25 protein-coding genes are annotated in these 23786 nt (G+C 75.2%); 10 read left to right on the top strand and 15 right to left on the bottom strand.

Features of this window, described 5'->3' with window-relative positions; genetic code table 11:
* Positions 1-56: 56 nt before the first annotated feature.
* The 9 genes from IPM45_01260 to IPM45_01220 form a co-directional block, all read right to left on the bottom strand.
* On the bottom strand, positions 57-1013 hold the full coding sequence (locus tag IPM45_01260; GenBank protein ID MBK9178198.1) for a tRNA(Ile)-lysidine synthetase: 957 nt from the start codon (positions 1011-1013) through the stop codon (positions 57-59).
* Positions 1010-1210 carry a MoaD/ThiS family protein gene (locus IPM45_01255; GenBank protein MBK9178197.1) on the bottom strand — a complete coding sequence of 67 codons (201 nt, stop codon included), beginning with the start codon at positions 1208-1210 and terminating at the stop codon, positions 1010-1012. The genes IPM45_01260 and IPM45_01255 overlap by 4 nt, the downstream gene beginning before the upstream one ends.
* Positions 1211-1261: 51 nt before the next feature.
* Positions 1262-1507, bottom strand: a complete 246-nt coding sequence (locus tag IPM45_01250; GenBank protein ID MBK9178196.1) for a hypothetical protein — start codon at positions 1505-1507, stop codon at positions 1262-1264.
* 1 nt (position 1508) lies between these two features.
* Positions 1509-1721, bottom strand: coding sequence for a hypothetical protein (locus IPM45_01245; protein MBK9178195.1), 213 nt, complete (start codon positions 1719-1721; stop codon positions 1509-1511).
* Complete coding sequence (locus tag IPM45_01240; GenBank protein MBK9178194.1) at positions 1718-2041, bottom strand: phage holin family protein; 324 nt, start codon at positions 2039-2041, stop codon at positions 1718-1720. Before IPM45_01240 ends, IPM45_01245 begins: the two co-directional genes overlap by 4 nt.
* Before the next feature lie 65 nt (positions 2042-2106).
* The gene (locus tag IPM45_01235; GenBank protein ID MBK9178193.1) at positions 2107-2742 is read right to left on the bottom strand and encodes an LON peptidase substrate-binding domain-containing protein; all 636 of its coding nucleotides are present in this window, start codon (positions 2740-2742) and stop codon (positions 2107-2109) included.
* 62 nt (positions 2743-2804) lie between these two features.
* Positions 2805-4247, bottom strand: coding sequence for a D-alanyl-D-alanine carboxypeptidase/D-alanyl-D-alanine-endopeptidase (gene dacB / locus IPM45_01230; GenBank protein MBK9178192.1), 1443 nt, complete (start codon positions 4245-4247; stop codon positions 2805-2807).
* A 64-nt stretch (positions 4248-4311) separates the two neighbouring features.
* Positions 4312-5784, bottom strand: coding sequence for a CoA-binding protein (locus IPM45_01225; protein ID MBK9178191.1), 1473 nt, complete (start codon positions 5782-5784; stop codon positions 4312-4314).
* Positions 5781-6440, bottom strand: coding sequence for an acetate--CoA ligase family protein (locus IPM45_01220; GenBank protein MBK9178190.1), 660 nt, complete (start codon positions 6438-6440; stop codon positions 5781-5783). The genes IPM45_01225 and IPM45_01220 overlap by 4 nt, the downstream gene beginning before the upstream one ends.
* Positions 6441-6461: 21 nt before the next feature.
* On the opposite strand from IPM45_01220, the gene IPM45_01215 reads away from it, so the two are divergent.
* Positions 6462-7814, top strand: coding sequence for a beta-N-acetylglucosaminidase domain-containing protein (locus IPM45_01215; GenBank protein ID MBK9178189.1), 1353 nt, complete (start codon positions 6462-6464; stop codon positions 7812-7814).
* A gap of 33 nt (positions 7815-7847) precedes the next feature.
* Here IPM45_01215 and IPM45_01210 read toward each other — a convergent pair whose 3' ends face one another.
* Together IPM45_01210 and IPM45_01205 are read right to left on the bottom strand one after the other, a co-directional pair.
* Positions 7848-8621: an alpha/beta fold hydrolase gene (locus tag IPM45_01210; GenBank protein MBK9178188.1), complete on the bottom strand. Its 774-nt coding sequence runs from the start codon at positions 8619-8621 to the stop codon at positions 7848-7850.
* A gap of 21 nt (positions 8622-8642) precedes the next feature.
* Entirely contained in the window at positions 8643-9275 is a 633-nt protein-coding gene (locus IPM45_01205; protein ID MBK9178187.1) for a TetR family transcriptional regulator, read from the bottom strand.
* 90 nt (positions 9276-9365) lie between these two features.
* Between IPM45_01205 and IPM45_01200 the strand changes: the two genes are divergently transcribed.
* From IPM45_01200 to IPM45_01160, 9 genes are all read left to right on the top strand, one after another.
* Positions 9366-10118, top strand: a complete 753-nt coding sequence (locus tag IPM45_01200) for a fatty acid desaturase (GenBank protein MBK9178186.1) — start codon at positions 9366-9368, stop codon at positions 10116-10118.
* A gap of 19 nt (positions 10119-10137) precedes the next feature.
* Entirely contained in the window at positions 10138-11238 is a 1101-nt protein-coding gene (locus IPM45_01195) for an N-acetylglucosamine-6-phosphate deacetylase (GenBank protein MBK9178185.1), read from the top strand.
* 9 nt (positions 11239-11247) lie between these two features.
* Entirely contained in the window at positions 11248-11634 is a 387-nt protein-coding gene (locus tag IPM45_01190) for a hypothetical protein (GenBank protein MBK9178184.1), read from the top strand.
* 2 nt (positions 11635-11636) lie between these two features.
* Entirely contained in the window at positions 11637-12785 is a 1149-nt protein-coding gene (locus IPM45_01185; protein ID MBK9178183.1) for an FIST C-terminal domain-containing protein, read from the top strand.
* Positions 12786-12822: 37 nt separating this feature from the next.
* A complete protein-coding gene (gene tkt / locus IPM45_01180) occupies positions 12823-14799 on the top strand; it encodes a transketolase (GenBank protein ID MBK9178182.1) in 1977 nt (658 codons plus the stop codon).
* Positions 14796-15890: a transaldolase gene (gene tal / locus IPM45_01175; GenBank protein ID MBK9178181.1), complete on the top strand. Its 1095-nt coding sequence runs from the start codon at positions 14796-14798 to the stop codon at positions 15888-15890. Before tkt ends, tal begins: the two co-directional genes overlap by 4 nt.
* Before the next feature lie 65 nt (positions 15891-15955).
* Positions 15956-16480, top strand: coding sequence for a helix-turn-helix transcriptional regulator (locus IPM45_01170; GenBank protein ID MBK9178180.1), 525 nt, complete (start codon positions 15956-15958; stop codon positions 16478-16480).
* A gap of 28 nt (positions 16481-16508) precedes the next feature.
* A complete protein-coding gene (gene cofH / locus IPM45_01165) occupies positions 16509-18794 on the top strand; it encodes a 5-amino-6-(D-ribitylamino)uracil--L-tyrosine 4-hydroxyphenyl transferase CofH (protein MBK9178179.1) in 2286 nt (761 codons plus the stop codon).
* Between the two features lie 32 nt (positions 18795-18826).
* Positions 18827-19876, top strand: a complete 1050-nt coding sequence (locus IPM45_01160) for a TIGR00730 family Rossman fold protein (GenBank protein ID MBK9178178.1) — start codon at positions 18827-18829, stop codon at positions 19874-19876.
* Between the two features lie 47 nt (positions 19877-19923).
* Here the strand turns inward: IPM45_01160 and IPM45_01155 are convergent, their stop codons facing one another.
* From IPM45_01155 to IPM45_01140, 4 genes are all read right to left on the bottom strand, one after another.
* The gene (locus tag IPM45_01155) at positions 19924-20124 is read right to left on the bottom strand and encodes a hypothetical protein (GenBank protein ID MBK9178177.1); all 201 of its coding nucleotides are present in this window, start codon (positions 20122-20124) and stop codon (positions 19924-19926) included.
* Positions 20125-20222: 98 nt separating this feature from the next.
* Positions 20223-21422, bottom strand: a complete 1200-nt coding sequence (locus tag IPM45_01150; protein MBK9178176.1) for a (Fe-S)-binding protein — start codon at positions 21420-21422, stop codon at positions 20223-20225.
* Positions 21419-22318 (bottom strand): FAD-binding protein, encoded by a 900-nt coding sequence (locus IPM45_01145; protein MBK9178175.1) that lies wholly within the window; start codon positions 22316-22318, stop codon positions 21419-21421. Before IPM45_01145 ends, IPM45_01150 begins: the two co-directional genes overlap by 4 nt.
* Positions 22315-23745: an FAD-binding protein gene (locus IPM45_01140; GenBank protein ID MBK9178174.1), complete on the bottom strand. Its 1431-nt coding sequence runs from the start codon at positions 23743-23745 to the stop codon at positions 22315-22317. The genes IPM45_01145 and IPM45_01140 overlap by 4 nt, the downstream gene beginning before the upstream one ends.
* Between the last annotated feature and the right edge of the window lie 41 nt (positions 23746-23786).

Here is a 23786-nt window from a genome sequence, read left to right as displayed (position 1 = left end):
CCGGTGCCTCGCGAGGCCGGCGCTGCGGGCCCGGGCCCGAGGCCCACGGCCGCGCCTCACGGGGCCGGCTCGCCCGGCGGCCCGAGGCGGACGGCCCGGCCGGTCGGCGGGTGCCCGCCCGCGCGCTCGACGAGGCGGCAGAAGGCGCACACCTCGCCCGACGTGGGCGCCCCGCAGACCAGGCAGGCCCCGAGCTCGTCCCGCTCGGCCAGGGTGTCGGCGGTGAAGCGGCCTGAGGCCCGGGCCAGGAAGCCGAAGTAGAAGTCGTGCTTGCTGCCCGGCGACTGGCACTCGACCGCGTTCAGCGCCTCCTTGTAGCCGAGGTGGCGGTTCCCGTCGGCCATCGGGCACTCGTCGACGATGTAGTCGATGCCGCGCAGGATGCAGTAGGCGGCCGTCTCCCGTTCGGACAAGCGCACCAGCGGCTTCACCTTGCGGGGGAACCCCGGCCGGGCCGGGAGCACGGGCAGCTGGCGGCCCAGGTACTCGGTGTTCCACCGGAGCACGTTGCCGAACAGCACGGCCGCCTCGTCGTCGAGGTTGTGCCCGGTCGCGACCGCGTCGTAGCCGCCGTCGAGGGCCGCCTCGTCGAACAGGTGGCGCTTGGAGAGCCCGCAGGCCGAGCAGGGTGCACGGCGGGCGGCGCGGGCGCCGCCGGGGATGTCGTAGCCGTACGCCGCGGGGAGGTCGACCTCGAGCAGGCGCGCACCCCGGTCGGCCGCGAAGGCTCGGGCGTGGCGGCCCGACGCCGCGCTGTAGTCACCGATCCCGAGCCCGAGGTAGAGGCCATCGGCCTCGTACCCGAGCTCGAGGAGGAGGTCCCAGAGGGCCAGCGAGTCCTTGCCGCCCGACACCGCCACCAGCACCCGCTCGCCGGTGGCGATCATGTCGAACTGCTCGATGGCCCGCGCCACCTGGTCCCGGCAGAGGCGCAGGAAGTGGTCGACGCAGAAGTTGGCGTTGTGCCGGCGGACGTCGATCACCGCGGGCTCCCGGCACACCCGGCACTTCACCCGGCGCCCCCCGAGATCACCGGCCGGATCTCCACCACGTCGCCGTCGTCGAGGAGGGTGTCGCCGGGGACGAGCGTGTCGTTGCGGATCACGAGCACCGACTCCCGGTTGCACTCGAGCCGCTCCAGCAGCGCGTGAACACGCATCGGCCCCTCCACCTCGACCTCGCGTCGCGGGTTCCGGAGCACGACCTTCATCCCCACATGATGCCGCGGGACCCGCCGCCGGCGGCAGCAGCCGCGTGCCGGTCAGCGGCGCCGGCGGCTCTTGGCCGGTGGGGGCAGCTGGGTGATCAGCAGCTTCTCGCCGGGAGCCAGCTCCTGGGAGAACACGACGGTGCCCACCTTGGCCCGGGCCCGTGCGCCGAGGTAGAGGGTGAGGCCGAAGGCGAGCAGCGGTGACCGGGCGCCCACCCAGCCGGTGAAGCGGCGGCGGAGGTCGCGCCGGAACCAGTAGAGCGACTGGCCCCGGCTGAGCAGGCGCGACCTCGGCACCTCAGACCCTCCGGATCTCGACGATCGCCCGTGAGCGGCGACCCTTGCGCCGCCCGAAGAGGTACGCGCCCACGACCACCGCGACGACGACGACGATGCCGGCGATGATGACGCCGTTCTTCGTCTCCTCCTCGATGTCGGTGACCTCGCCGCGCACCGCCCGGAGCTTGGCCTCGATGTCGTCGCGGGTGATCCGGGTCGTCGTGTCGCTCACAGACCACTCCCCTTGCGGTTCACGCGCGACAGGGCGACGGCGATCACGATCCCGGCCAGCGCGAGCACGATGAAGTACGGGGCCCACGACCAGTTGCCGTCGAAGACGTCGCCGGTCTCGGTCTGGAGCACCCGGAGCAGCGAGACCAGCAGGAGGATCGCTCCCAGGCCGAGGCAGAGCGAGCCGGCCACCCCGTAGCCCAGGTAGCGCCCGGCGCCCTTGAGCGGGTCGATCAGCTCCTGGCGCGCGTAGGCCTTCAGGAGATCGAACAGCTCCTGGAGGTGCTCCTGGAGCGACGATGCAGTTGAGGGAAGGGCCACGGCTCGCTCCTCGGGGGTGCCTCTTCCTAGCCCCGCCACCCCTGGGGTGCAAGCAACCGGGCCGGCTACGCCTCCGGGCCGCCCGACGCGTCGGCCAGGCGGATGCGCAGCACCTCCTCGGCGTCGACCAGCAGCGCACCGAGCTGCCGGCAGCGATCCTCGGGGGATCCGGCCGCCAGCAGCGCCTGGTGGTCGGCCGGACCGATCGGCGCCAGCGCGGCCGCCTGGTAGCCGCCCAGCACCGGGTCGTCGGCCAGCTCGACGGTGGCCGGGGCGGTCGCCTCGCCCATCTCGGCGGCGTGCGCCAGCACCCGGCGCAGCAGCGCGACCGCCCGGACGTGGTCGTCGTGCAGCCCGGGCCCCGGCTCGGGATCGGGCCAGTCGACGACCTCGGCCCGTGGGTAGGGGGCGTCGTCCAGCCAGCGCTGCACGCGGATCCGGCGGGTCCCCACGGTGCCGAGGACCCACCGGCCGTCGTCGAGCTCGGCGGCCTCCAGGATGCGGGCCACGGTGCCGACCCCGAACCGCACGTCGCCGCCTCCCACCTCGCTCCCCCGCTCGATGAGCACCACCCCGAACTCCCGGTCGCCGTCGAGGCAGTCGCGCACCAGCCGCCGGTAGCGGGGCTCGAAGACGTGCAGCGGCAGGAACAGCGTCGGGAACAGCACCGAGCCGAGCGGGAACATCGCCAGGACGGTCACCGCCGCAGGGTACGGCGCTCCCGGGCCGTCCGCCCGTTCGGGCGCACCGCCGCGCAGGCGCGTCAGGCGCCGGGCGCCCCCGCCGGGAGAGGGCCGAGCTGCTCGACCGAGGGGGCGTCGGGGTAGCGGGCGAGGATGTCGACGAGGGCGTCCTGCAGGGCGAACCCCTGGCGATCGGCCTCGGGCCCGTTGACCACCAGGGCGAACGTCAGGGTGTGGCCGGCGGCGGCGGTGACGAACCCGCTGAGCGACGACACCTCGCGGATGGAGCCGGTCTTGCCCAGCAGGCGCCCCTCCGCCGCCGTGCCCCGGAACCGGGCACCGAGGGTGCCGCGCTGGCCGGCCACGGCCAGCCCCTGGCCGAGGTCAGACGACGGGCCCGCCGCCCGGAGGATGCCATCGAGCAGCGAGCAGGTGACGAGGTTGCCCCGGTCGAGCCCGGAGCCGTCGACCGGGACCGAGCCGCTCAGCGGCAGGCCCCGCGCTCCCAGCGCGGCCGCCGTCACCTGGACGCCCGCCGCGGTGCTGGCGCTGCCCGCGCCCACCCGGCCGATCTCCTTGAGCAGCAGCTCGGCCGTGCCGTTGTCGCTCTCGGCCAGCATCTCGCCGACGACCTCGCGGAGCGGCGCCGACGGGATCGACGCCACGGTGGCGGCCCCGGCGGGCGCCTGGCCGGATCGGGCGCCGTCGCGGATCACCACGCCCCGCTGGCGCAGCAGGTCGGCGAGCACCGCGGCCGCCGACGCCGCCGGGTCGGCCGCCGGTTCGGGGTTGGGCCGGAACGAGGAGAAGCCGTCGTTCACGGACAGCGCGGTGAGCGGGCCGACCTGGCGCTCGGCCAGGTAGCTCGACGGCCAGCTGGGCACAGTGCGGACCTGGTCGAAGCGGGACTCGTCGCCCACGACCGCCCCCCGCACCTCGCGCACCCCGGCCGCGACCACGTCGTCGGCGAGCTGCTCGACGGGGGTCCGCAGCTGCGGCTGCCGGCGGAGCGTGGCCGCGTAGTCGGCCGTCATGAGGAGGGGGTCGCCCCCTCCCACGAGGAACAGATCGCCCTCGACGACCCCACCGGCGGGCGGAGCGGCCGCCAGGACCTGCGTGGTGAGGCGGGTCTCGGACCCCAGCACGTCGAGCGCGGCCAGGGCGGTGAGCAGCTTCTGGTTCGAGGCCGGGATCAGCGCGACGTCGGGGTCGCGCTCGGCGATGCGCTCGCCGTCGACGGCGACGACGAGGCACGCACCCCCGGGAAGCGCCTGCGCGTAGGCATCGAGCTCGGCCCGGAGCCGGCGGTCGGCCACCGGTGCGACCAGGACCTCGGGCACCCGGCGGAGGGACAGGATCGGCGTGCCGGCCGCCGGGGCCCGCGCCCCGGCCGGCGGGGGGCTCGCGGCGAGGCTCTCGGCGTCGGCCGCCATGGCCACGGAGAACCCGGCCAGCCCGACGAGCAGGCTCGGGACAGCGAGCCACACGAGGGCCCGGCGGACGTGGTGGCGACGCACGCGCATCAGCCTCGCCGCTCCCGAGCCGCAGGGGGCGTCACCCGGCGCCGCCGGGACGGGGCCGGCCGGCTCACCGCTCGTGGCGCTGGCGGTGCCGGGCGTAGCGCCACAGGTGGTCGAGGGCGGTCACGGCCCGGTTCGCCGACGCGTAGCACAGGCGTCCCGTCGCTCGGACACCGGCCGGGCCGGGGTTGTCGGGCGACGCCACCGCCAGCTCGGTGGCCAGCAGGATCGGCTTGCCGGTCGCGTCGGAGACCGAGGCCGCGGCCTCGGCGTACCGGGCGTCCTGGCGCTCGTGGAACGCCACGATCCGGTCGAGCCCGTGATCCGGGTAGAAGGGGCCGGTCCGCATGAGGCGCGCCTGGTTCGACTGGATGCCGAGCCCGAGCTGGATCACCGCGTCGACCTCGGGGTGCGAGGCGATCAGCTCGAGCACCTCCGGGATGGTGTCGCGCGTCTCCCCGCCGGCGAGGTCGACCGGGTTGTTGCGGCTCCACCGGGGAGGGAGCTTCTGGTCGACCGCGGCGCGGAGGTCGTCGGGGAGGGCGGCCAGGGTGAGGCTGCCCCTGCTGATGGCGTCGGCCGTGACGACACCCCACCCGCCGGCTGTGGTCAGCACGACCGTGCGGGGGCCGCGCGGCAGGGGCTGGGTGGCGAAGGTGGCGGCGGCCTCGAAGGCCTCCTCCACCGTGGCGGCCCGGGTGGCACCGGCCTGGTGGACGGCGCCGTCGAACACGCGGTCGTCGCTCGCCAGCGAGCCGGTGTGGGAGGCGGCAGCCCGCTGGCCGCCGCTGGTGGCGCCCCCCTTCACGAGCACGAGAGGCTTGCGGGCGGCGACCGACCGGATCCGCTCGAAGAAGCCGCGACCGTCGGCCACGCCCTCCACGTAGGCCAGGCCCACCGCCGTCGCCGGGTCGTCGGCGTAGAAGTCGAGGTAGTCGGGCACGGTGACGGCCGCGGCGTTGCCGGCCGACACGGCGCGGCTGATGCCGATGCCCGTCATGACCGCGTAGTTGAGGAAGGAGGACACGAAGTTGCCCGACTGGCTGGCCACGCCGATCCGGCCGGCGGGCGGGTACGGCGCCACGATCTGGGCGCACAGGTTCGCCGGCGTCGAGACCACGCCCTGGCCGTTGGGGCCGGCCAGCAGGATCCCCAGCTCGGCGGCCACGGCCACCAGCTCGTCCTCGGCGACCCGCCCCTCGGGACCGGCCTCGCCGTAGCCGGCCGACGTGACGAACGCGGCGCGGATCCCCTTGGCCGCGCAGGCCCGGAGCAGGTCGACGTTGGCCGCCGCGGGCGTGCAGACGAACACGAGGTCGGCGCAACCGTCCGGGAGATCCTCGATCGACGGCACCGACGGCACGCCGAGCACCTCGGCCCCCTCCCGGTTGGTGGCGAGCACCCGGCCGCCGAACCCGGAGGCCAGCAGGTTGTGGAGGGCGACGAAGCCGAACTTGCCCGGGTGCGTCGAGGCACCCGCGACCACCACGCCCCGGGGCTCGAACAGGGCGCGGAACTGCTCGTCGGACGGCCGGGTCATCGGGCCACCTCCACCAGGGCGTCGACCGGCAGCGGTCGCCCGTCGACCACGATGAGCGGGTTGAGGTCGACGGCCCGCACCGACGGCTCGTCGATCGCCACCCGGGACAGCCCGAGCAGCACGTCGGCCAGGGCGTCGCGCTCCACCGGCGGCTCGCCCCGGAACTGGCCGAGGAGCGCCTGCGTCCGCAGCTCGTCGATCATGTCGTACGCGTCCTCGCGGTGGATCGGCACCAGCCGGAAGACGACGTCGGCGATGGCCTCGGCGAGGATCCCGCCCAGGCCCAGCATGACGGTCATCCCGAACTGCGGATCGTGGTGGAGGCCGGCGATCAGCTCGCGGTTGCCCTTCACCATGGGCGCGACCAGCACGGCGACGTCGCCGTCGTCGGGTGTGGCGGCAGCCAGCAGCTCGGCCGCGGCCGCCCGCACCGCCCCCGCGTCCGGGAGGTTGAGCCGCACCAGGCCGCGCTCGGTCTTGTGGGCGATGGCGTCGCCGCAGAGCTTGGCGACGACCGGGAAGCCGACCGCGGCCGCCGCCTCGGCCGCGGCCGCGGGGGTGGAGGCCACCCGCTCGTCGAGCACGGGGACACCGTGCCGGGCGAGCAGCGCCTTGGAGTCGGCCTCGGAGAGCGTGGCGGTGGTGGGATCGGGCACGGCCTCCTACCGTACCGACCCGTGACCAGCCCGTCGGCGACGCCGGCCGCCACCGTCGCCGGCCCCGTCGCCGGCCTCGTCGAGGGGTTCTACGGCCGGCCATGGACCTGGGACGAGCGTGTGGAGGTGCTGCGCCGGTGCGCGGCCCGGGGCATGACCCACTACGTCTACGCGCCCAAGGACGACCCTCGGCACCGGGCGGAGTGGCGGGAGCCGTACGGTCGCGAGGCCCTCGACGGGTTCCGGCGGCTCGTGGCCGAGTCGGGCCTGGTGGTGGGATTCGGGATCTCGCCGGGCCTGTCCGTCGACGCGCGGTCCCGGGCGGATCGGGACGCGCTGCTGGCCAAAGTGGACCAGGCCCTGTCGGTGGGTGTCGGCCTGGTGTGCCTGGCCCTCGACGACATCCCGGAGCGCCCGGGCCTGGGCGAGGAGCACGCCGAGCTCACGATCTGGCTGCGTGACCGCCTGGCCGGACGGGCCGGCCTGGTGCTGGTTCCCACCGAGTACGTCGGCGTGCGGTCGACCCCGTACCTCGACGCGCTCGCGACGATCCCGACCGACGTCCTCATCGGGTGGACCGGCACGGCGGTGGTGAACGACACCATCACCGCGGCCGAGGCCCGGGGCCGGGCAGCGTCGCTCGGCGGTCGCCCACCCCTGCTCTGGGACAACTACCCCGTCAACGACGCCGTCATGGGCGACCGGCTCTTCCTCGGCCCGCTGCGCGGCCGCGGGCCCGCCCTGCTCGACGCCTGCGGCGGCTACCTCGCCAACCCGATGGTGCAGCCGCGGGCGTCGACCCTGCCACTGGCCTCGGTGGCCGCCTGGCTGCGCGGCGAGGACCCGGTCGCGGCGTGGGCCGAGGAGGCCGACGCCCTCGGCTGGCGCACCTTCGCCGAGGCCTGCGACGGCGAGGTGCCGCGCCGGCTGGTCGCCGCGGTGGCGGCGGCTGCCCCGGGTGCGGCCCGCGACGCCGGGGTGGCCCGGCTCCGCTCGTGGCTGACCGCCGCCGCCGAGTGCGAGGCGCCCGGGCTGGAGGACGAGGCCGGACCCTGGCTCGACCAGGTGCACGCCGAGGCCGCCCTGGGCCGGCGGGCCCTCGACGTGCTCGAGGCCGCCTGGAGCCCTGCCGGGCGCGAGGCGGGCGGGGCCGGCGCCCTCGGCGCCCTGGCGATCGCCACCAGATGGCCCTCGCTCCGGCGGTCGGCGGTCTCCGTGCTCGGCCCCCGGTGCTCGTTCCGCCCGGTCCTCGGGCAGGGTCGCCACGGCGGCTGGGCGTACCGGGCCGAGAGCCTGCAGGAGGACCTGAACGCCCTCGACCACCTGGTGCGCCTGGCCCTGCGCCAGCTCGCCGAGACCGCCGGGGCGGCCTGACGCGACCCGGCCCCGACCGCGCCGGCCGGCCGATCAGCCCTGGCGGGCGTGCTGGGCGAGCAGCTCCACGAGCTGCGGGGCCCGCTCGGCGTAGAGGAGGTGCCCGGCGTCGAGCTCGACGAGCCTCGCCTCCGGGATCGCCGAGGCCAGGTGCCGGCTGTGGCGGACGTCGACCCACCGGTCCTCGAGCCCGCCGACCACGAGCGTGGGTGCCGAGATCGCAGCGAGGCGGTCGGCGATGTCGACCCGCTGGTCGAGCTCGAGCTGGCGGTCGGAGCCGGGCTCGGGGGTGCTCACCGTGAGCATCGACTCGACCATGTCGCCGGCCATCTCGAAGAACTCGGCGGTGAAGCCGTCGGCGTACGCGTACCGGTTGAACAGCACCGGGTCGGTGGCGATGAGGTGCCGCCAGAGGCCGAAGGTGAAGCGCATCCGCTGGTCGGTGGTGGCCCACCCGGCGATGAGGCTGAGCGTGCGCACGCGCTCGGGGGCGGCCGCCGCGGTGGTCGCGGCGACGACCGCGCCGAGGGAGTAGCCGACCAGGTGGAAGCGGTCGGCTCCGGCGTCGTCGGCCACGGCGACGACCAGCTCGGCGAGGTCGTCGAGCTCCAGCGGGCCGCCGGCGTCGGTCGTCGAGCCCGAGCCCGGCAGGTCGACGAGGACGGCCCGCACCTGGCCTGCCAGGGCAGGCACGTGCAGCAGCCACATCTCCTTCGTCTGCGTGGTGCCGTGCAGGAAGACCATCGGCTCCCCGTCCCCCATGACCTCGTACGCGACCTCGGTGTCCCCCACCCGCACGCTCGGCATGGGCCGGGAACCTACTGCGCGTCAGATGTCGCGGAACCCGCCGTCGGGCTCGAGGGCCGCCCGGAAGAAGGCCCGCACGTGCTCGAGCCGGGCCTCCAGCGCCCTGGGATCGAGCGGGTCGTGCTGGAGGAGGCCGGCCAGGAAGGGCAGGTCGCTGAAGTAGCTGAGCAGGGCGCCGTAGCCGGTGAGCAGGAGCTGCTCCGGGTCGTGGGCGCGGAACAGGCCGCTGTCCATCTCGCGCTGCAGGTAGCCGACCGCCCGGACGAACAGCGGCCGCAGCGCGCCGCCGAGGTCCTGGCCGAGGCGATCGCCGCCGTCGAGCGCCTCGCGCCGGATGAGGCGCACGAAGTCGGGGTGCTGGCGGAAGAACCGGAACCCGGCCGTGAGCAGGGCGTCGATCTGCGGCCAGCCACCCCGGTCGACCTCGGCCAGCGCCTCCACCTCGAGGTACCAGTCGGTCAGGGACCGCTCCACGACCTCGCGGTAGAGGGCCTCCTTCGATGCGAAGTGGTGCAGCAGGCTCGGCTTGCGGATCCCCACCACCTCGGCGATGTCGTTCAGCGACGTGCCGTCGTAGCCGTGCTCGGCGAACGAGTGGAGGGCGGCCTCGAGGATCGCTTCGCGCGTCGAGATCGCGGGGGCAGGGGTGGCCATGTGTTCACCCAGGGTAGCGGGGGGGCCTCATCCGGCCCCGGAAGGGCTCGATGTCTCCCTACCGACCGGTCGGTAGGGTACGGTGGTCGGGTGCTCCTCATCGCGGTCCTCGTCGGCCTCCTCGTCTCCCAGGTGGCCATGGTGGCCACGACCGTCTACCTCCACCGTGCCCTGTCCCACCGGGCCGTCACGCTGGCTCGCCCGCTGGCCTTCGGGTTCCGGGTCATCACGTGGATCACCACCGGCATCCGCCCGCGCGAGTGGGTGGCCGTGCACCGGGCCCACCACGCCTTCACCGACGTGGAGGGCGACCCGCACTCCCCGGTGCTGCTCGGGTGGGTGCGGGTGCAGCTCACCAACGTCGCCCTCTACCGGCGGGCGGCCCGCTCGCCCGGCCTGGTCGAGCGCTACGCCCGTGACCTGCCGGCCGACCGATGGGATCGCGCCCTGTTCGACCGGGCGTGGCTCGGCCTCGGGATCGGCATCGGCATCCTCGTCGTGGCCCTCGGGCCGGTGTGGGGCCTGGTGGCCGCAGCCGTCCACACGGTGGCCTACCTGTCGCTCAACGCCGCGGTGAACTCGCTGGGGCACACCTTCGGCCGGCGCCCCCACGAGAACTCGGCCACGAACCTCCAGTGGCTCGCCCTCCTCACGGTGGGCGAGGGGCTCCACAACAACCACCACGCGGCCGCCACCTCGGCTCGGCTGTCGTTCCGTCGCGGCGAGATCGACCCCGGCTGGTGGGCCATCGGCCTGTTCCGCCGGTTCGGGTGGGCGACGGTGCGCCACGACCGGCCGGTCGTGCGATCGGGTGAGCCCCGGGTGCCCGCCGGCCGCCACTGAGGCGCCGGGCGGCGGGCCCGTGACCTCCATCCGCGCGGCCCGTGTCGTCACCCCCGGGGGGGTGCTGGCCCCCGGCGAGGTCGTGGTCGACGACGGCACCATCGTGGCGGTGGGGCCGACCGCCGGGCCGGTGCCCGACCGGACCCTGGCACCCGGGTTCGTCGACCTGCAGGTGAACGGGATCGACGACGTCGACGTGGCCCACGCGGCCGGCACCGACTGGGCGCGCCTCGACGAGCTCCTCGCCCGCCAGGGCGTGACCACGTGGTGCCCGACCCTGGTGACCGCTCCCCTCGACGCCTTCGACGCGCCCCTGGCCCGCATCGCCGGCGCGGCCACCCGGCCCGGACCCCGACCGACGATCGGCGGGGCCCACGTGGAGGGGCCCTTCCTCGGTGGTGCGCCCGGCGCCCACCCGGTCGAGCTGCTCCGGCCACCCGATCGGGCCTGGCTCGCGAGCCTCCCGCCCGTGGTGCGGCTGGTCACCCTCGCACCCGAGCTCCCGGGCGCCATCGGTGCCGTGCGCGACCTCACGGGCCGGGGCGTGCTGACCGCCCTGGGACACTCCACGGCCACCTTCGAGCAGGCCCGGGCGGCCGTGGACGCCGGGGCCCGCCTGGTGACGCACTGCTTCAACGGCATGGCGCCGCTCCACCACCGGGCGCCGGGGCTCGTCGGCGCGGCCCTGACCGACGACCGCCTGGCCGTCTCGCTCATCGCCGACCTCGTCCACGTGCACCCTGCCGTGCTCGCCCTGGCGTTCCGGGCCAAGCCGGCCGGCCGGGTGGTGCTGGTGACCGATGCCGTCGCGTGGCGCGCCGGGCAGGTCGGCTCGATCGCGGTGCGGCTCGGCGACGGGGTCCCCCGCCTGCCCGACGGCACGCTGGCGGGCAGCACCCTCACCATGGACCGGGCCGTCGCCAACGTCGTGGGCCGGGCCGGGGTGACCCTCGCCGAGGCCGTGCGGGCCGCGTCGACCACCCCGGCCGGGCTCCTCGGGCTGCACGACCGGGGCGAGATCACCCCCGGGAAGCGAGCCGACCTGGTGGCGCTCGACGGCGAGCTGCGCGCCGAGACCACGTGGGTGGCCGGCGAGGCGATCCACGGGCCCCACCGGTAGGTTCCCGGCATGGACATCGTCTCCGCCCTGTTCGTCGAGTCGTTCAACCTCCGCCAGGTCCCCGGACCGTCCACGCGGCTCGACCTCGGCGGCGTCTTCTTCTCGCTCCCCGCTCCCCAGCCGGTCCCCTGCACGATCGAGCCGCACCTGGTGGTGCTGATCCGTTGCCGGCCCGACGAGCCCGGCAACGGGATCCTCGAGGTCGTCTTCCGCCGCGGCGACGCGCAGGTCGCGCGCAACGTGCAGCCGTTCACGGTCGAGCCCGGCCGGTTCACCTACCGGCTGGTGCGGGGTGAGCTCGAGTTCGCCGACTACGACACCGTCGAGGCGCACTGCCGCATCGACCAGGGGCCGTGGACGGTGGTGCCGGTCACCCTCCTCCCGCCGGCCGAGTAGCGATGCCGTTCGCGGCCGGCCTGTCGGAGCACCCGCTGGCCACGCACGCCGTGGGCGAGGTGGTGGGCGAGGTGCTCGAACGGCTGGGCCCGGAGCCCGACCTGGCCGTCGTCCTCGTGACGGCGCCGCACGCCGGAGCGCTCGAGGACATCGCGGGGGTCGTGCGGGCCACCCTCGCCCCACGGGTGCTGCTGGGCGCCACCGCCGTGTCCGTCCTCGGGGGGCGGCGCGAGGTGGAGGACGCCGCCGCGGTCGCGCTGTGGGCCGGCCGGCTGGGAACGGTCGCCCCTGTGCGCCTCACCGCCCGCACGACGGGCGGCGGCCTGCGGATCGACGGGCTCGACCCCGAGCGCCTCGACCGGGCCTCGACGCTGCTGCTTCTCGCCGACCCCTTCAGCCTCCCGGTCGAGCGGCTGCTGGCCGACGTCCACGACCGCCACCCCGGGCTCACGGTGGTCGGGGGGCTCGCCTCGGCGGCCCGCGGGCCGGGCGGCAACCGGCTGGTCCTCGGCGAGGCGACGCACGCCGACGGTGCCGTCGGGGTCCTGCTCCACCGACCCGTCGCCACGGTCGTCTCGCAGGGGTGCCGCCCCATCGGTCACCCCCTCACCGTGACGCGGAGCGAGCGCAACGTCGTGTACGAGCTGGCGGGCCGGCCGGCGCTCGCGCGGCTCCAGGAGGTCCTCGGTGGGCTCGACGCCGACGAGCGGGCGCTGGCGGCGCGGGGGCTGCACGTCGGGCGGGTCATCGACGAGCACCGTGCCGAGTTCGGTCGGGGCGACTTCTTGATCCGCGGGGTCCTCGGCGCCGATCGCGAGGTCGGCGCCCTGGCCGTCGGCGAGGTCGTCGAGGTCGGTGCGACCCTGCAGTTCCAGGTGCGCGACGCGGCCTCGGCCGACGAGGATCTGCGGGCGCTCCTCGCCGGCACCTCCGCCGACGCCGCGCTGGTCTTCACGTGCAACGGGCGCGGCACCGGCCTGTTCGGCCGGCCGGACCACGACGCCTCGCTGGTGAGCGACCTGCTCGGCGGCGTGCCCGTGGCCGGCATGTTCTGCGCCGGGGAGATCGGCCCGGTGGGTGGCCGCCCCTTCGTGCACGGCCTCACCGCGTCCGTCGCGCTGTTCCGCGACGACCCGGGGCCGCCCGGTTAGGGTGGCCGCCGGGGTCGGCGGCCGAGCGGAGGGCAGCGTGAGCGACATCGAGCAGCGGGCCGTCGCCGTCATCCGCGGCCTGGCCATGGACGGTCCGCAGCGGGCCAGCTCGGGCCACCCCGGAACGGCCATGGCCCTCGCGCCCCTGGCCCACGTGCTGTGGACCCGGGTCCTCCGGTACGACCCCGCGGCACCGGGCTGGCCCGATCGCGACCGGTTCGTGCTCTCGTGCGGCCACGCGTCGATCCTCCTCTACTCGATGCTCCACCTGACGGGCTACGGGCTGACGCTCGACGACCTGAGGGCCTTCCGCCAGTGGGGCAGCCGCACGCCCGGGCACCCGGAGGCCGGCGAGACCCCGGGCGTCGAGGTGACGACCGGCCCGCTGGGGCAGGGGATCTCCAACGCCGTCGGGATGGCGCTGGCCGAGCGGTGGCTGCGGGCCCGCTTCGGCCCCGAGCGCTGCGACCACCGGGTGTTCACCTTCTGCAGCGACGGCGACCTCATGGAGGGCATCAGCCACGAAGCCGCCTCGTTCGCCGGGCACCAGCGGCTGGGTCGGCTGATCGCCGTGTACGACGACAACCACATCACGATCGACGGCCCCACCGAGCTCGCCCTCACCGACGACCCGGCCCGGCGCTTCGAGGCCTATGGCTGGCGGGTCGACGTGCTGGGAGAGGCCGCGAACGACCTCGACGCGCTCGAGGCGGCCCTGCGGCGCGCCATCGCCGACGACGAGCGACCCTCGCTGCTGGTGCTGCGCAGCCACATCGGGTACCCGTCGCCGCACAAGACCGACACCTCGGCGGCCCACGGCTCGCCGCTCGGCGCCGACGAGGTGCGGGCCACCAAGGAGATCCTCGGGCTGCCTCCCGACCAGGACTTCTACGTGCCCGACGACGTGGCCGCCTGGTACCGGCAGGTGGCTGCGCGGGGTGCCGCCGAGCGCCAGGCCTGGGACGAGCGGGTCGCCGGCCTCGCGGCCGACCGCGAGGCGTGGGAGGCGTGCCTGGCCGGTCGGGGGCTACCGGGGTGGGAGTCCGCCCTGCCGCGCTGGGAGCCCGGGGCCGAGGTCGCGACCAGGACGTCGAGCGTCGCCTGCCTCAACGCCCTGGCACCGGTGGTGCCCGGGCTGGTGGGTGGAGGGGCCGACCTCACCGGCAACACCGGGGTCGACCTCGAGGGCGCCGGAACCCAGGCGCCCGACTCCCCCGGTGGCCGCCTGGTGCACTTCGGCGTGCGCGAGCACGCCATGGGCGCGGTGATGAACGGCATGGCCCACCACGGCGGGGTCCTGCCCTTCGGCGGCACCTTCCTGGTGTTCAGCGACTACATGCGGGGCGCCGTGCGCCTGGCCGCGCTGAGCCGGGCCAAGGTGGTGCTCTCCTGGTCCCACGACTCGGTGGGGCTCGGCGAGGACGGCCCGACCCACCAGCCCGTCGAGCAGCTCGCCGCGCTGCGGGCCATGCCGGGCCTGCGGGTGATCCGCCCGGCCGACGCCAACGAGTCGGCCCACGCCTGGCGGGTGGCGGTCGACGGCGACGGGCCCACCGCGCTGATCCTCAGCCGCCAGGGCCTGCCCGTCCTGGCCGGCACCGACGATCCGGCCTCGGTGGCCCGGGGCGGCTACGTGCTGGTCGACGCCGGCCCCCCCGACGTCGTGCTGATCGGCACCGGGAGCGAGGTGCACCTGTGCGTGGCCGCGGCCGAGCAGCTCGGCGCGGCCGGGGTCACCGCCCGGGTGGTGTCGCTGCCCTGCTGGGAGCTCTTCTCGGAGCAGCCCGCCACCTACCGGGCGGAGGTGCTCCCCCCCGGCGTCCCCCGGCTGGCGGTCGAGGCCGCCTCCCCCTTCGGGTGGGAGCGGTGGGCCGACGACGTGGTCGGCATCGACCACTTCGGCGCCTCCGCCCCCGGCCCCGAGGTCCTCGCCCGGTTCGGCTTCACCGCCGAGAACGTCGCCGAACGCGCCCGGGCCCTCCTGGCCCGCCGATCCGAGGAGGCAGCACCGTGAGCCGGCTCGTCGACCTCTACCGGAGCCAGGGCCAGAGCCCCTGGCTCGACAACCTGCGCCGCGGGTACCTCGCGTCGGGCCAGCTCCAGCGGCTGATCGACCAGGGCGTCCGAGGCCTGACATCGAACCCGACGATCTTCCAGAAGGCCATCGAGGGATCCACCGACTACGACGCCGAGTTCGCCGAGCTGGTCGCCGGCGGGGCACCCGTCGATGCCGCCTACTGGCAGATGGCCGTGGAGGACATCGGCCACGCCCTCGACCTGTTCGCCCCCCTGTACGAGACCAGCGGGGGCACCGACGGCTTCGTGAGCCTCGAGGTCGACCCCGGGTTGGCCCGCAAGACGGCCGAGACCACCGCCGCCGCCCGCGACCTGCACCAGCGGATCGCCGCGCCCAACCTGCTCGTGAAGATCCCGGGGACGGCCGAGGGCCTCCCGTCGGTCCGGAGCGTCATCGGCGACGGTCACAACGTGAACGTCACCCTGATCTTCAGCCTCGAGCGCTACGACGGGGTGATCGAGGCGTACCAGTCGGGGCTCGAGGCCTGCGACGGCGACCTGGCGCGGGTGCACAGCGTGGCCTCGTTCTTCGTGAGCCGCGTCGACACCGAGGTGGACCGCCGCCTCGAGGCGATCGGCACCGACGCCGCGTTGGCCCTGCGCGGCAAGGCGGCCGTGGCCCAGGCGAAGCTGGCCTACCAGCACTTCCTCCGGCGCTTCTCGGGCCCCCGGTGGGAGGCCCTGGCGGCGCGCGGGGCACGGGTGCAGCGGCCCCTCTGGGCCTCCACCTCCACCAAGAACCCGTCGTACCCGAGCACGCTGTACGTCGACACCCTCATCGGCCCCGACACCGTGAACACCATGCCCGACGGCACCATCGACGCCTTCCAGCAGGAGGGCACCGTGGCCCGCACCGTCGACGCCGGGGTCGACGACGCCCGGGCCCACCTCGACGCCCTCGCCGACGTCGGCGTCGACCTCGACGACGTCACCCGCGTGCTCGAGGACGAGGGCGTGGCCTCGTTCTCCGCGTCGTTCGGCGACCTGCTCGCCAGCCTCGAGGCGAAGGCCCGCCGGCTCCGGAGCTGACGAGGTCGGTTCGGCGGGCGAACCGATTCGGTTCTGTTCGCGAACCGACTGCTAGCGTGCCCCTCGTGGGCGAGCCCCAGGCCACCGATCCCAGCGGTTCGTGCTCGATCGCTCGCACCCTCGAGGTGATCGGCGACCGCTGGACGATCCTGGTGCTGCGGGACGCCTTCCGGGGCATCCGCCGCTTCGACGACTTCCGCCGCGACCTCGGGATCGCCCGTCCCGTGCTCGCCGACCGCCTCCGCAAGCTGGTCGAGCACGGCGTGCTGGAGAAGCGCCAGTACCAGGCCCATCCGCCACGCTTCGAGTACCGGCTCACGCCGATGGGCGTCGACCTCTCGCCTGCCCTCGTGGCCCTGATGCGCTGGGGTGACCGGTGGCTCTCGGGCGGGGCGGGACCGCCCACGGTCCTGGTGCACGCCCCGTGCGGCCACGAGCTCGACCAGCCGTTCGTGTGCTGGGAGTGCAACCAGACGTTCTCGCCCCCGGCGATCCGCTCCCGGCCCGGCCCGGGCCGGGAGCACCCCTCCCCCGCGCCGGCCGGCGACCACCTCGCCCACCGCGGCCGAAAGGACGACCCGCGTGCCTGACGTCTTCGACCTGCCCCTGGCCGAGCTGCTGGCGCGGGCCGGCGCGGTGCGCGACGCCACCACCGGGACGCGCGTCACGTACTCGCCGAAGGTCTTCATCCCGCTCACGATGCTCTGCCGGGACCGCTGCGGCTACTGCACCTTCGCGCAGCCGCCCGCACGCCTCGACGGGCCCTACCTCACCCCCGAGCAGGTGCTCGCCATCGCCCGAGCCGGTGCCGACGCCGGCTGCCACGAGGCCCTCTTCACGCTGGGCGAGCGGCCCGAGGACCGGTACCCGGTCGCCCGCGACTGGCTGGCGAAGCACGGGTACGGCTCGACGGTCGAGTACCTGGCCGCCATGTGCCGGCTCGTGCTGGACGAGACCGGGCTGCTCCCCCACGCCAACGCCGGGGCGCTCCACCGCGACGAGCTGGCCGCGCTCCGAGAGGTGTCGGCGTCGCAGGGGATGATGCTCGAGTCGCTCGACCCGGCCCTGGACTGCCATCGCGGTTCGCCCGACAAGACGCCGCAGCGGCGACTGGCCACCCTGGAGGCGGCCGGCGAGCTCGCCATCCCGTTCACGACGGGCATCCTCGTGGGCATCGGCGAGAGCCGCCGCGACCGCCTCGATGCCCTCGATGCCATCGCGGCGGCGCAGCGGCGCCACGGGCACGTCCAGGAGGTGATCGTCCAGAACTTCCTGCCCAAGCCCGGCACCGGCATGCACGCGGCGCCGGCCTGCCCGCCCGAGGAGTTCCTCCGGACCATCGCCGCGGCCCGTCTCGTGCTCCCCGCCGACATCCACCTGCAGGCACCGCCGAACCTGAGCGACGACTTCGGCGTGCTCCTCGAGGCGGGCATCGACGACTGGGGCGGCGTCTCGCCCGTCACCGCCGATCACGTCAACCCCGAGCGGCCCTGGCCGGCCCGCGACCGCCTCCGGGCCGTGACCGAGGAGGCCGGGTTCACGCTGGCTCCACGGCTCACCGTGTACCCCGGCCACGCCCTGGACCCCGGGCGATGGCTGGCACCGGCGCTGCGCTTCCCGGTGCTCGACCGCAGCGACGCCGAGGGCCTCGGCCGCGACGACCCCGGCTCGATCGTGCCCGAACGGGCCCTACCCGGCCCCGACGGGGTGCACCCCGGGCTCGCGTCCACGGCCTGGTGCTCCGGCGCCGACGCGCGCCCCCACCGCCTGCTCCCGGCGGCCCCGGCGGCCCGGGGGGCGGTCGGCGAGGTGCTCGCCGGGGTGCTCCTCGGCCAGGAGCCGGGCGTCGCCGAGCTCGTCACCCTCTTCGGCGCCCGCGGACCCGAGGTGGCCGCGGTGGCCGAGGTCGCCGACGACCTCCGGCGGCAGGCCGTCGGCGACGCCGTCACCTGGGTCCACAACCGCAACATCAACTACACCAACGTGTGCACCTTCAAGTGCCGGTTCTGCGGCTTCTCCAAGGGGCCCCTCAGCCTCAACCTGAGGGGCGCCCCCTACCTGCTCACCCTGGACGACATCCAGGAGCGGGTGGTCGAGGCCGTCGCGCTGGGCGCCACCGAGGTCTGCCTGCAGGGCGGCATCCACCCCGACTTCGACGGCGACTACTACGTCGACGTGTGCCGGGCGGTGAAGGAGGCGGCCCCCGGCATCCACGTCCACGGCTTCACCGCGCTCGAGGTGACCGAGGGCGCCCGACGGTTGGGCGAGCCCCTGGGCCGGTACCTGGGCCGCCTGCAGGAGGCCGGTCTGCGCACGCTGCCCGGCACCGCCGCCGAGATCCTCGACGACGACATCCGAGCGGTGCTCTGCCCGGACAAGATCACCACCGACGAGTGGCTCGACGCCCATCGCACGGCCCACCGGGTCGGCCTGCGCTCCAACGTCACGATCATGTTCGGGTCGGTGGAGCAGCCGGTGCACTGGGCGCGCCACCTGGTGCGGACCCGGGCGCTCCAGCAGGAGACGGGGGGGTTCACCGAGCTCGTGCCGCTCCCCTTCGTGCACATGGCCGCACCCATCTATCTGCAGCGGCGGGCCCGCCGGGGCCCCACCTTCCGGGAGGCCCTGCTCCTGCACGCGGTCGGCCGCATCGCCTACCACGGCTGGATCCCCAACATCCAGGTCTCGTGGGTGAAGATGGGCCTCGACGGGGCGCGCCAACTGCTGCAGGCCGGTGCCAACGACCTGGGCGGCACCCTCATGGACGAGAACATCTCGCGTGCCGCCGGTGCCTCGCACGGACAGGCCATGGACGAGGTGGGGTTCGCCGCCATGATCGACGGCCTCGATCGCCGCCTCGAGCAGCGCACCACCCTGTACGGCCGCGTGGCCACGGTCGGCTAGCGGGTCCGCCGGCGCGCGAGGCTGGCACCCGCATGAGCGAGCGCGCCCCCCGGACCCGAACCGGCGACCCCGATCTGGATGCCCGGCTGACGGGGCTGCTCGACGCGGTCGGGGCGACCGCCGACCGCGACCAGCTGTTCGAGATCTTCGTCTCGGCGGTGCGCCTCGCCGGCGACGGCAGCGAGCGGTTGAACCTCAAGATCGCCAACGCCGCGCTGCAGGAGATGCGGGCCGCCTTTCGCATGTTCGCCCCCTACGTGGGCGTGCCCAAGGTGACGGTGTTCGGCTCGGCCCGCACCCGGCCGGACGACCCGCTCTACGTCCAGGCGCGCGAGCTGGCCCGGGCGCTGGCGGCGCAGGGTTGGATGGTCGTGACCGGTGCCGGCCCGGGCATCATGGCCGCCGGGATGGAGGGGGCCGGGCGTGAGCGCTCCATCGGGGTCCGGATCCGCCTGCCCTTCGAGTCCGGCGCCAACCCGGTCATCGCCGGCGACGAGAAGCTCGTCGCCATGAAGTACTTCTTCACCCGCAAGCTGATGCTGATCAAGGAGTCGGCCGCGTTCGTGTCGCTCCCCGGCGGCTTCGGCACCCTCGACGAGACCTTCGAGCTGCTCACCCTGGTGCAGACGGGCAAGGCCCTGCCGGCACCGATCGTCCTGCTCGACGTCCCCGACGGCACGTACTGGCAGGTCTGGAGCCGCTTCGTCGTGGACGAGCTGCTCGAGCGGGGCCTGATCTCGCCGGACGACCTCGACCTGTACCTGGTCACCGACGACGTGGACGCCGCGTGCCGCGAGATCGTCAGCTTCTTCGCCGTGTACCACTCGCTGCGCTGGGTCGGCGACCGCCTGGTGCTGCGGCTGCAACGCCCCCCGAGCGACGAGCAGCTGGCCGCCCTGAACCACGAGTTCGCCGACCTGTGCACGGCCGGGGCCATCGAGCGGACCGCCCCGCTCGCTCCCGAGGTCGCCGACGACGACGAGGTCGAGCGGCCCCGTCTGGTGCTGCGCTTCGACGGCCGCCAGCACGGCCGGCTCCGGGCGCTGATCGACGCCGTCAACCGCGGCGCGATGCCGGGCTGAGACCGCGCCCGAGCCCGACCAGGGCGGCGAGCCGATCCGGCTGGGGCTCACTCGGCGTCGTCGGGCTCCCGCAGGATCGCGATCGCCTTCTCCACCGCCCGCCGGGCGCGCGTGAGCCGCCGTTCGTCGACGGGCAGCTCGGTGCCCCCGGCGTCGATCGACTCCCGGAGGCGCTGGATGGCCAGGTCGGCCAGCTCCTCGGCGATCGCCTCCAGTCGGGCACGGATGTCGTCGAACTCTCCAGCCACGAGGGCTCCGATCTGTCGAGGTCAACCACAGGCCGAGCGTTCCACGAGGAACGGCCGACGATCTGCCACGAACATCGACCTGAAGTGGAGGATGAGGATCAACGGCGGGTCAAGGCGGGCCCCAGCGCTTCGGCCACCAGATCGAGGGGATGGCGGACGCGCACACCGGCGCCGCCCAGGTGCAGCGCGCACCCCGGGTTGGCGCTGGCGACGGTGCCGGCGCCGCTGGCGGCGATGGCAGCCAGCTTCCGGGCCCGGATCTCGCCGGCCGTGTCGGGGTGCAGCGCCGCGTACGCGCCACCGGCACCGCAGCACAGCCCGTCGTCGCCCAGCTCGACCAGCTCCTCCACGTACGGGGCCAGCACCGTGCGCACGTGCTGGTGGGCACGCTGCACGTGGCGGAGGTGGCAGGGGTCCTGCACCGCGACCCGCCCGGGCACCGGCCGGGCGGGCCGCGGCAGGGCCCCCACGCGGGGCGCGAGCCACTCGTGCACGTCGAGCACCCGTTCACCGAACGCACGGGCCGCGGCCGTGCCCAGCAGGTGCCCGTAGTCGCGCAGGGCGGCGCCGCACCCGGCCGCATCCACCAGCACGGGGGCGTCACCCGGCATCGAGGCCATCACCCGCTCCGCCCGCCGACGGGCGTCGTCGACCAGGCCGGCGTGCAGGTGCAGGGCGCCGCAACAGGCGCCGCCCGGCCCGGGGAACGCCACCCCGGCCCCGGTGGCCTCCACGAGGCGCTGGGCCGCGAGGTGGGTCGGGCGCATCCAGGCGTCCATGACGCACCCCGTGAACAGCCACACGTCGTCGCCGCTGGGCACCAGACCCGGGCGGCGGAGGGGCAGCGGCGGCAACCCCAGGCGGCGAGGGACGAGGCCGAGCCGCTGGCCCACGGCGAGCGCGGTCGAACCGGCGAGCACCAGCCGGTGGTGCGGCAGGGCCCGCAGCCCCGCCCGCTGCCACCAGGGCGTGAGGCGGTGCTCGGCGGCGAGGGTCTCACGGGTCCCCTCCATGAGGTGCCCGTACCGCACCCCCGACGGGCACGCCGTCTCGCAGCCCCGACACTGCACGCAGGCGTCCATGGCGGCCACGAAGTCGTCGTCGATCGGGGCGCCGCCGAGGTGGACCAACCGCATGGCGGCGATGCGGCCCCTCGGCGATGCCACCTCCTCGCCGCTCACCCGGTACGTCGGGCAGTGCGGCAGGCAGAGCCCGCAACCGACGCACGCGGCCAGCTCGGCGTCGTCGATGGCCAACCGCCCTGCGTGCACCGGGCCGGGCCCGTGCGGGCCGCTCATCGCACCAGCGGGTCGCGGCCGGGCCCGAGCCGGCCGGTGGGATCGAACGCGGCCTTGAGCCGCTCGTGCAGGCGTCGCACCGGCTCGGAGACCACCCGCGGCGGCGGCGGCTGGGCCACGTGCACCGTGCCCACCCCGACCTCGGCCACGAACGGCCCGTCGAGCTGGCGCAGCGACCGCGGCGGCACCGACCGGCGGAACGGCGGCAGCGGCGGCGGGCCGGCCACCTCGCGCAAGCCCGACGCCACCGCCTGCTCGGCCACGTCGCGCGGGTGCCCCTCGAGGAGCACCCAGGTCGTCACGCCGTCCCAGAGGATCGACGAGGGCGCGTGGAGGCGGCGGCGCAGCGCGACGGGGTCGGCCTCGCCGGCCAGCCACCTGGCGGCCGCCGGACGGGGGCGGACCCGCAGCACCACCTCGCCCAGCAGGCCGAGGGTGCCGACCGAGCCCACCAGCAGCCGGCACAGGTCGTACCCGCTCACGTTCTTCACCGTGGGGCCGCCGGCTCGGATCAGCCGTCCGTCGGCCGACACGTAGCGGGCCTCGAGCAGGGCGTCGCGGACGGGGCCGTGGCGGAGCCGCCGGGGCCCGGACAGGCCGGCCGCGAGCACCCCGCCCACCGTGGCCCGAGCCGGGTCGGCCGGGTCGAGGGGCACCATCTGGCCCCGCTCGGCCAGGGCGGCGTCGAGCTCGATCACCGTCGTCCCGGCACCGCAGCGGACCGTGAGCTCCTCGGGGTGGTGGGAGAGGATCCCCGCCGGTGCCCGCACCTGGCGGGCGCCCCCCGCCGGCGCGCCACCGACCCACCAGTGGGTCCGCCCCCCCAGCGCGACCACCGGCCCCTCCCGGCCCACCTCGGCGACGAACCCGGCCAGCCGGCCGGCCGGCTCGGTCACACCCACAGCCCGGGCGGCACCTGCTGGAGCTCGCCGCAACGCGAGCCCGCCGGCAGGATCTTCTCGGGGTTGGCCAGCCCGTCCGGGTCGAAGGCGTCCCGCAAGCGGGCCTGCGCGTCGAGGTCGTCGGGCGAGAACTGCAGGGCCATGAGCTCGCGCTTCTCGATGCCGATCCCGTGCTCCCCGGACAGCACGCCGCCGGCCGCCAGCGACACCCGGACGATCTCCTCCCCGGCAGCGTGGACACGCTCGAGCACGCCGGGCTCCCGCCGGTCGAAGACCAGCAGCGGGTGCAGGTTGCCGTCCCCGGCGTGGAACACGTTCATCACGATCAGGTCGTGGCGCTCGGCGATCTCGTAGATCTGCCGGAGCACCTCGACCAGCCGCGACCGCGGCACCACGGTGTCGTGCAGGTAGTAGTCGGGCTTCACCCTGGCGATGGCACCGAAGGCGGTCTTGCGGCCCTTCCACAGCAGTGCCCGCTCGGCGTCGTCGGCCGCCACCCGCACCGAGGTGGCACCGTGCTCGCGAGCCAGCTCGGCCACCCGACCGGCATCGTGCTCGACCCCTGCGGGCAGCCCGTCGACCTCGACGAGCAGCACGGCAGCCGCGTCGCGCGGGTAGCCGGCGTGCACGTAGTCCTCCACGCACGCGGTGATGCGTGCGTCCATCATCTCGATGGCGGCGGGCACGATCCCGGCCGCGATCACGGCACCGACCGTGGCCGCGGCGGCCTCGACCGACGAGAACGCCACCAGCAGCGTGCGGACCGCCGGTGGGTTCGGGGTGAGGCGCACCGCCACCCGCGTGGCGATCCCCAGGGTCCCCTCGCCACCCACGAACACACCCCGCAGGTCGAAGCCGGGCGGATCGGGATCGAGGCCGCCCAGCAGGGCCAGCTCACCGTCGGGCAGCACGACCTCGACGGCCAGCACGTGGGCGGCGGTGACGCCGTAGGCGAGGCAGTGCGGCCCTCCCGAGTTGGTGGCCACGTTGCCCCCGATGGAGCACGACTGCTGGCTCGAGGGGTCGGGGGCGAAGTGCAGGCCCAGCGGGAGCAGGTGGCGCGTGAGGTCGAGGTTGACCACCCCGGGCTCCACCCACGCCACCCGCTCGTCGGCGTCGACCTCGAGGATGCGGTCCATCTTGGTGGTGACGATCACGACCGGGGCGCCGATGGGTACCGCTCCCCCGGCCAGACCCGTGCCCGACCCGCGGGCCACGAACGGCCGGCCGTGGGTCCGGGCCAGCCGGACGCACGCCTGCACCTCGGCGGTGGAGCGTGGGAAGCAGACGACCCCGGCGTCGCCCTGCAGGCCCGAGGCGTCGTGGCCGTAGAGCGACAGCTCGAGCGCCCCGGTGCGGACGCGGTCGGGTGCCAGCGCGCCGCGGAGCTGGTCGACGAGCGGGTCGTGCACGCCCGGCACGTTACCGGCCCGCCTCGCGGCGGCACCCTAGGCTTCGGCCC

Source organism: Acidimicrobiales bacterium, from assembly GCA_016716005.1.
Lineage (GTDB): Bacteria > Actinomycetota > Acidimicrobiia > Acidimicrobiales > JADJXE01 > JADJXE01.
This window is presented reverse-complemented; position numbering and strand designations above follow the sequence as displayed.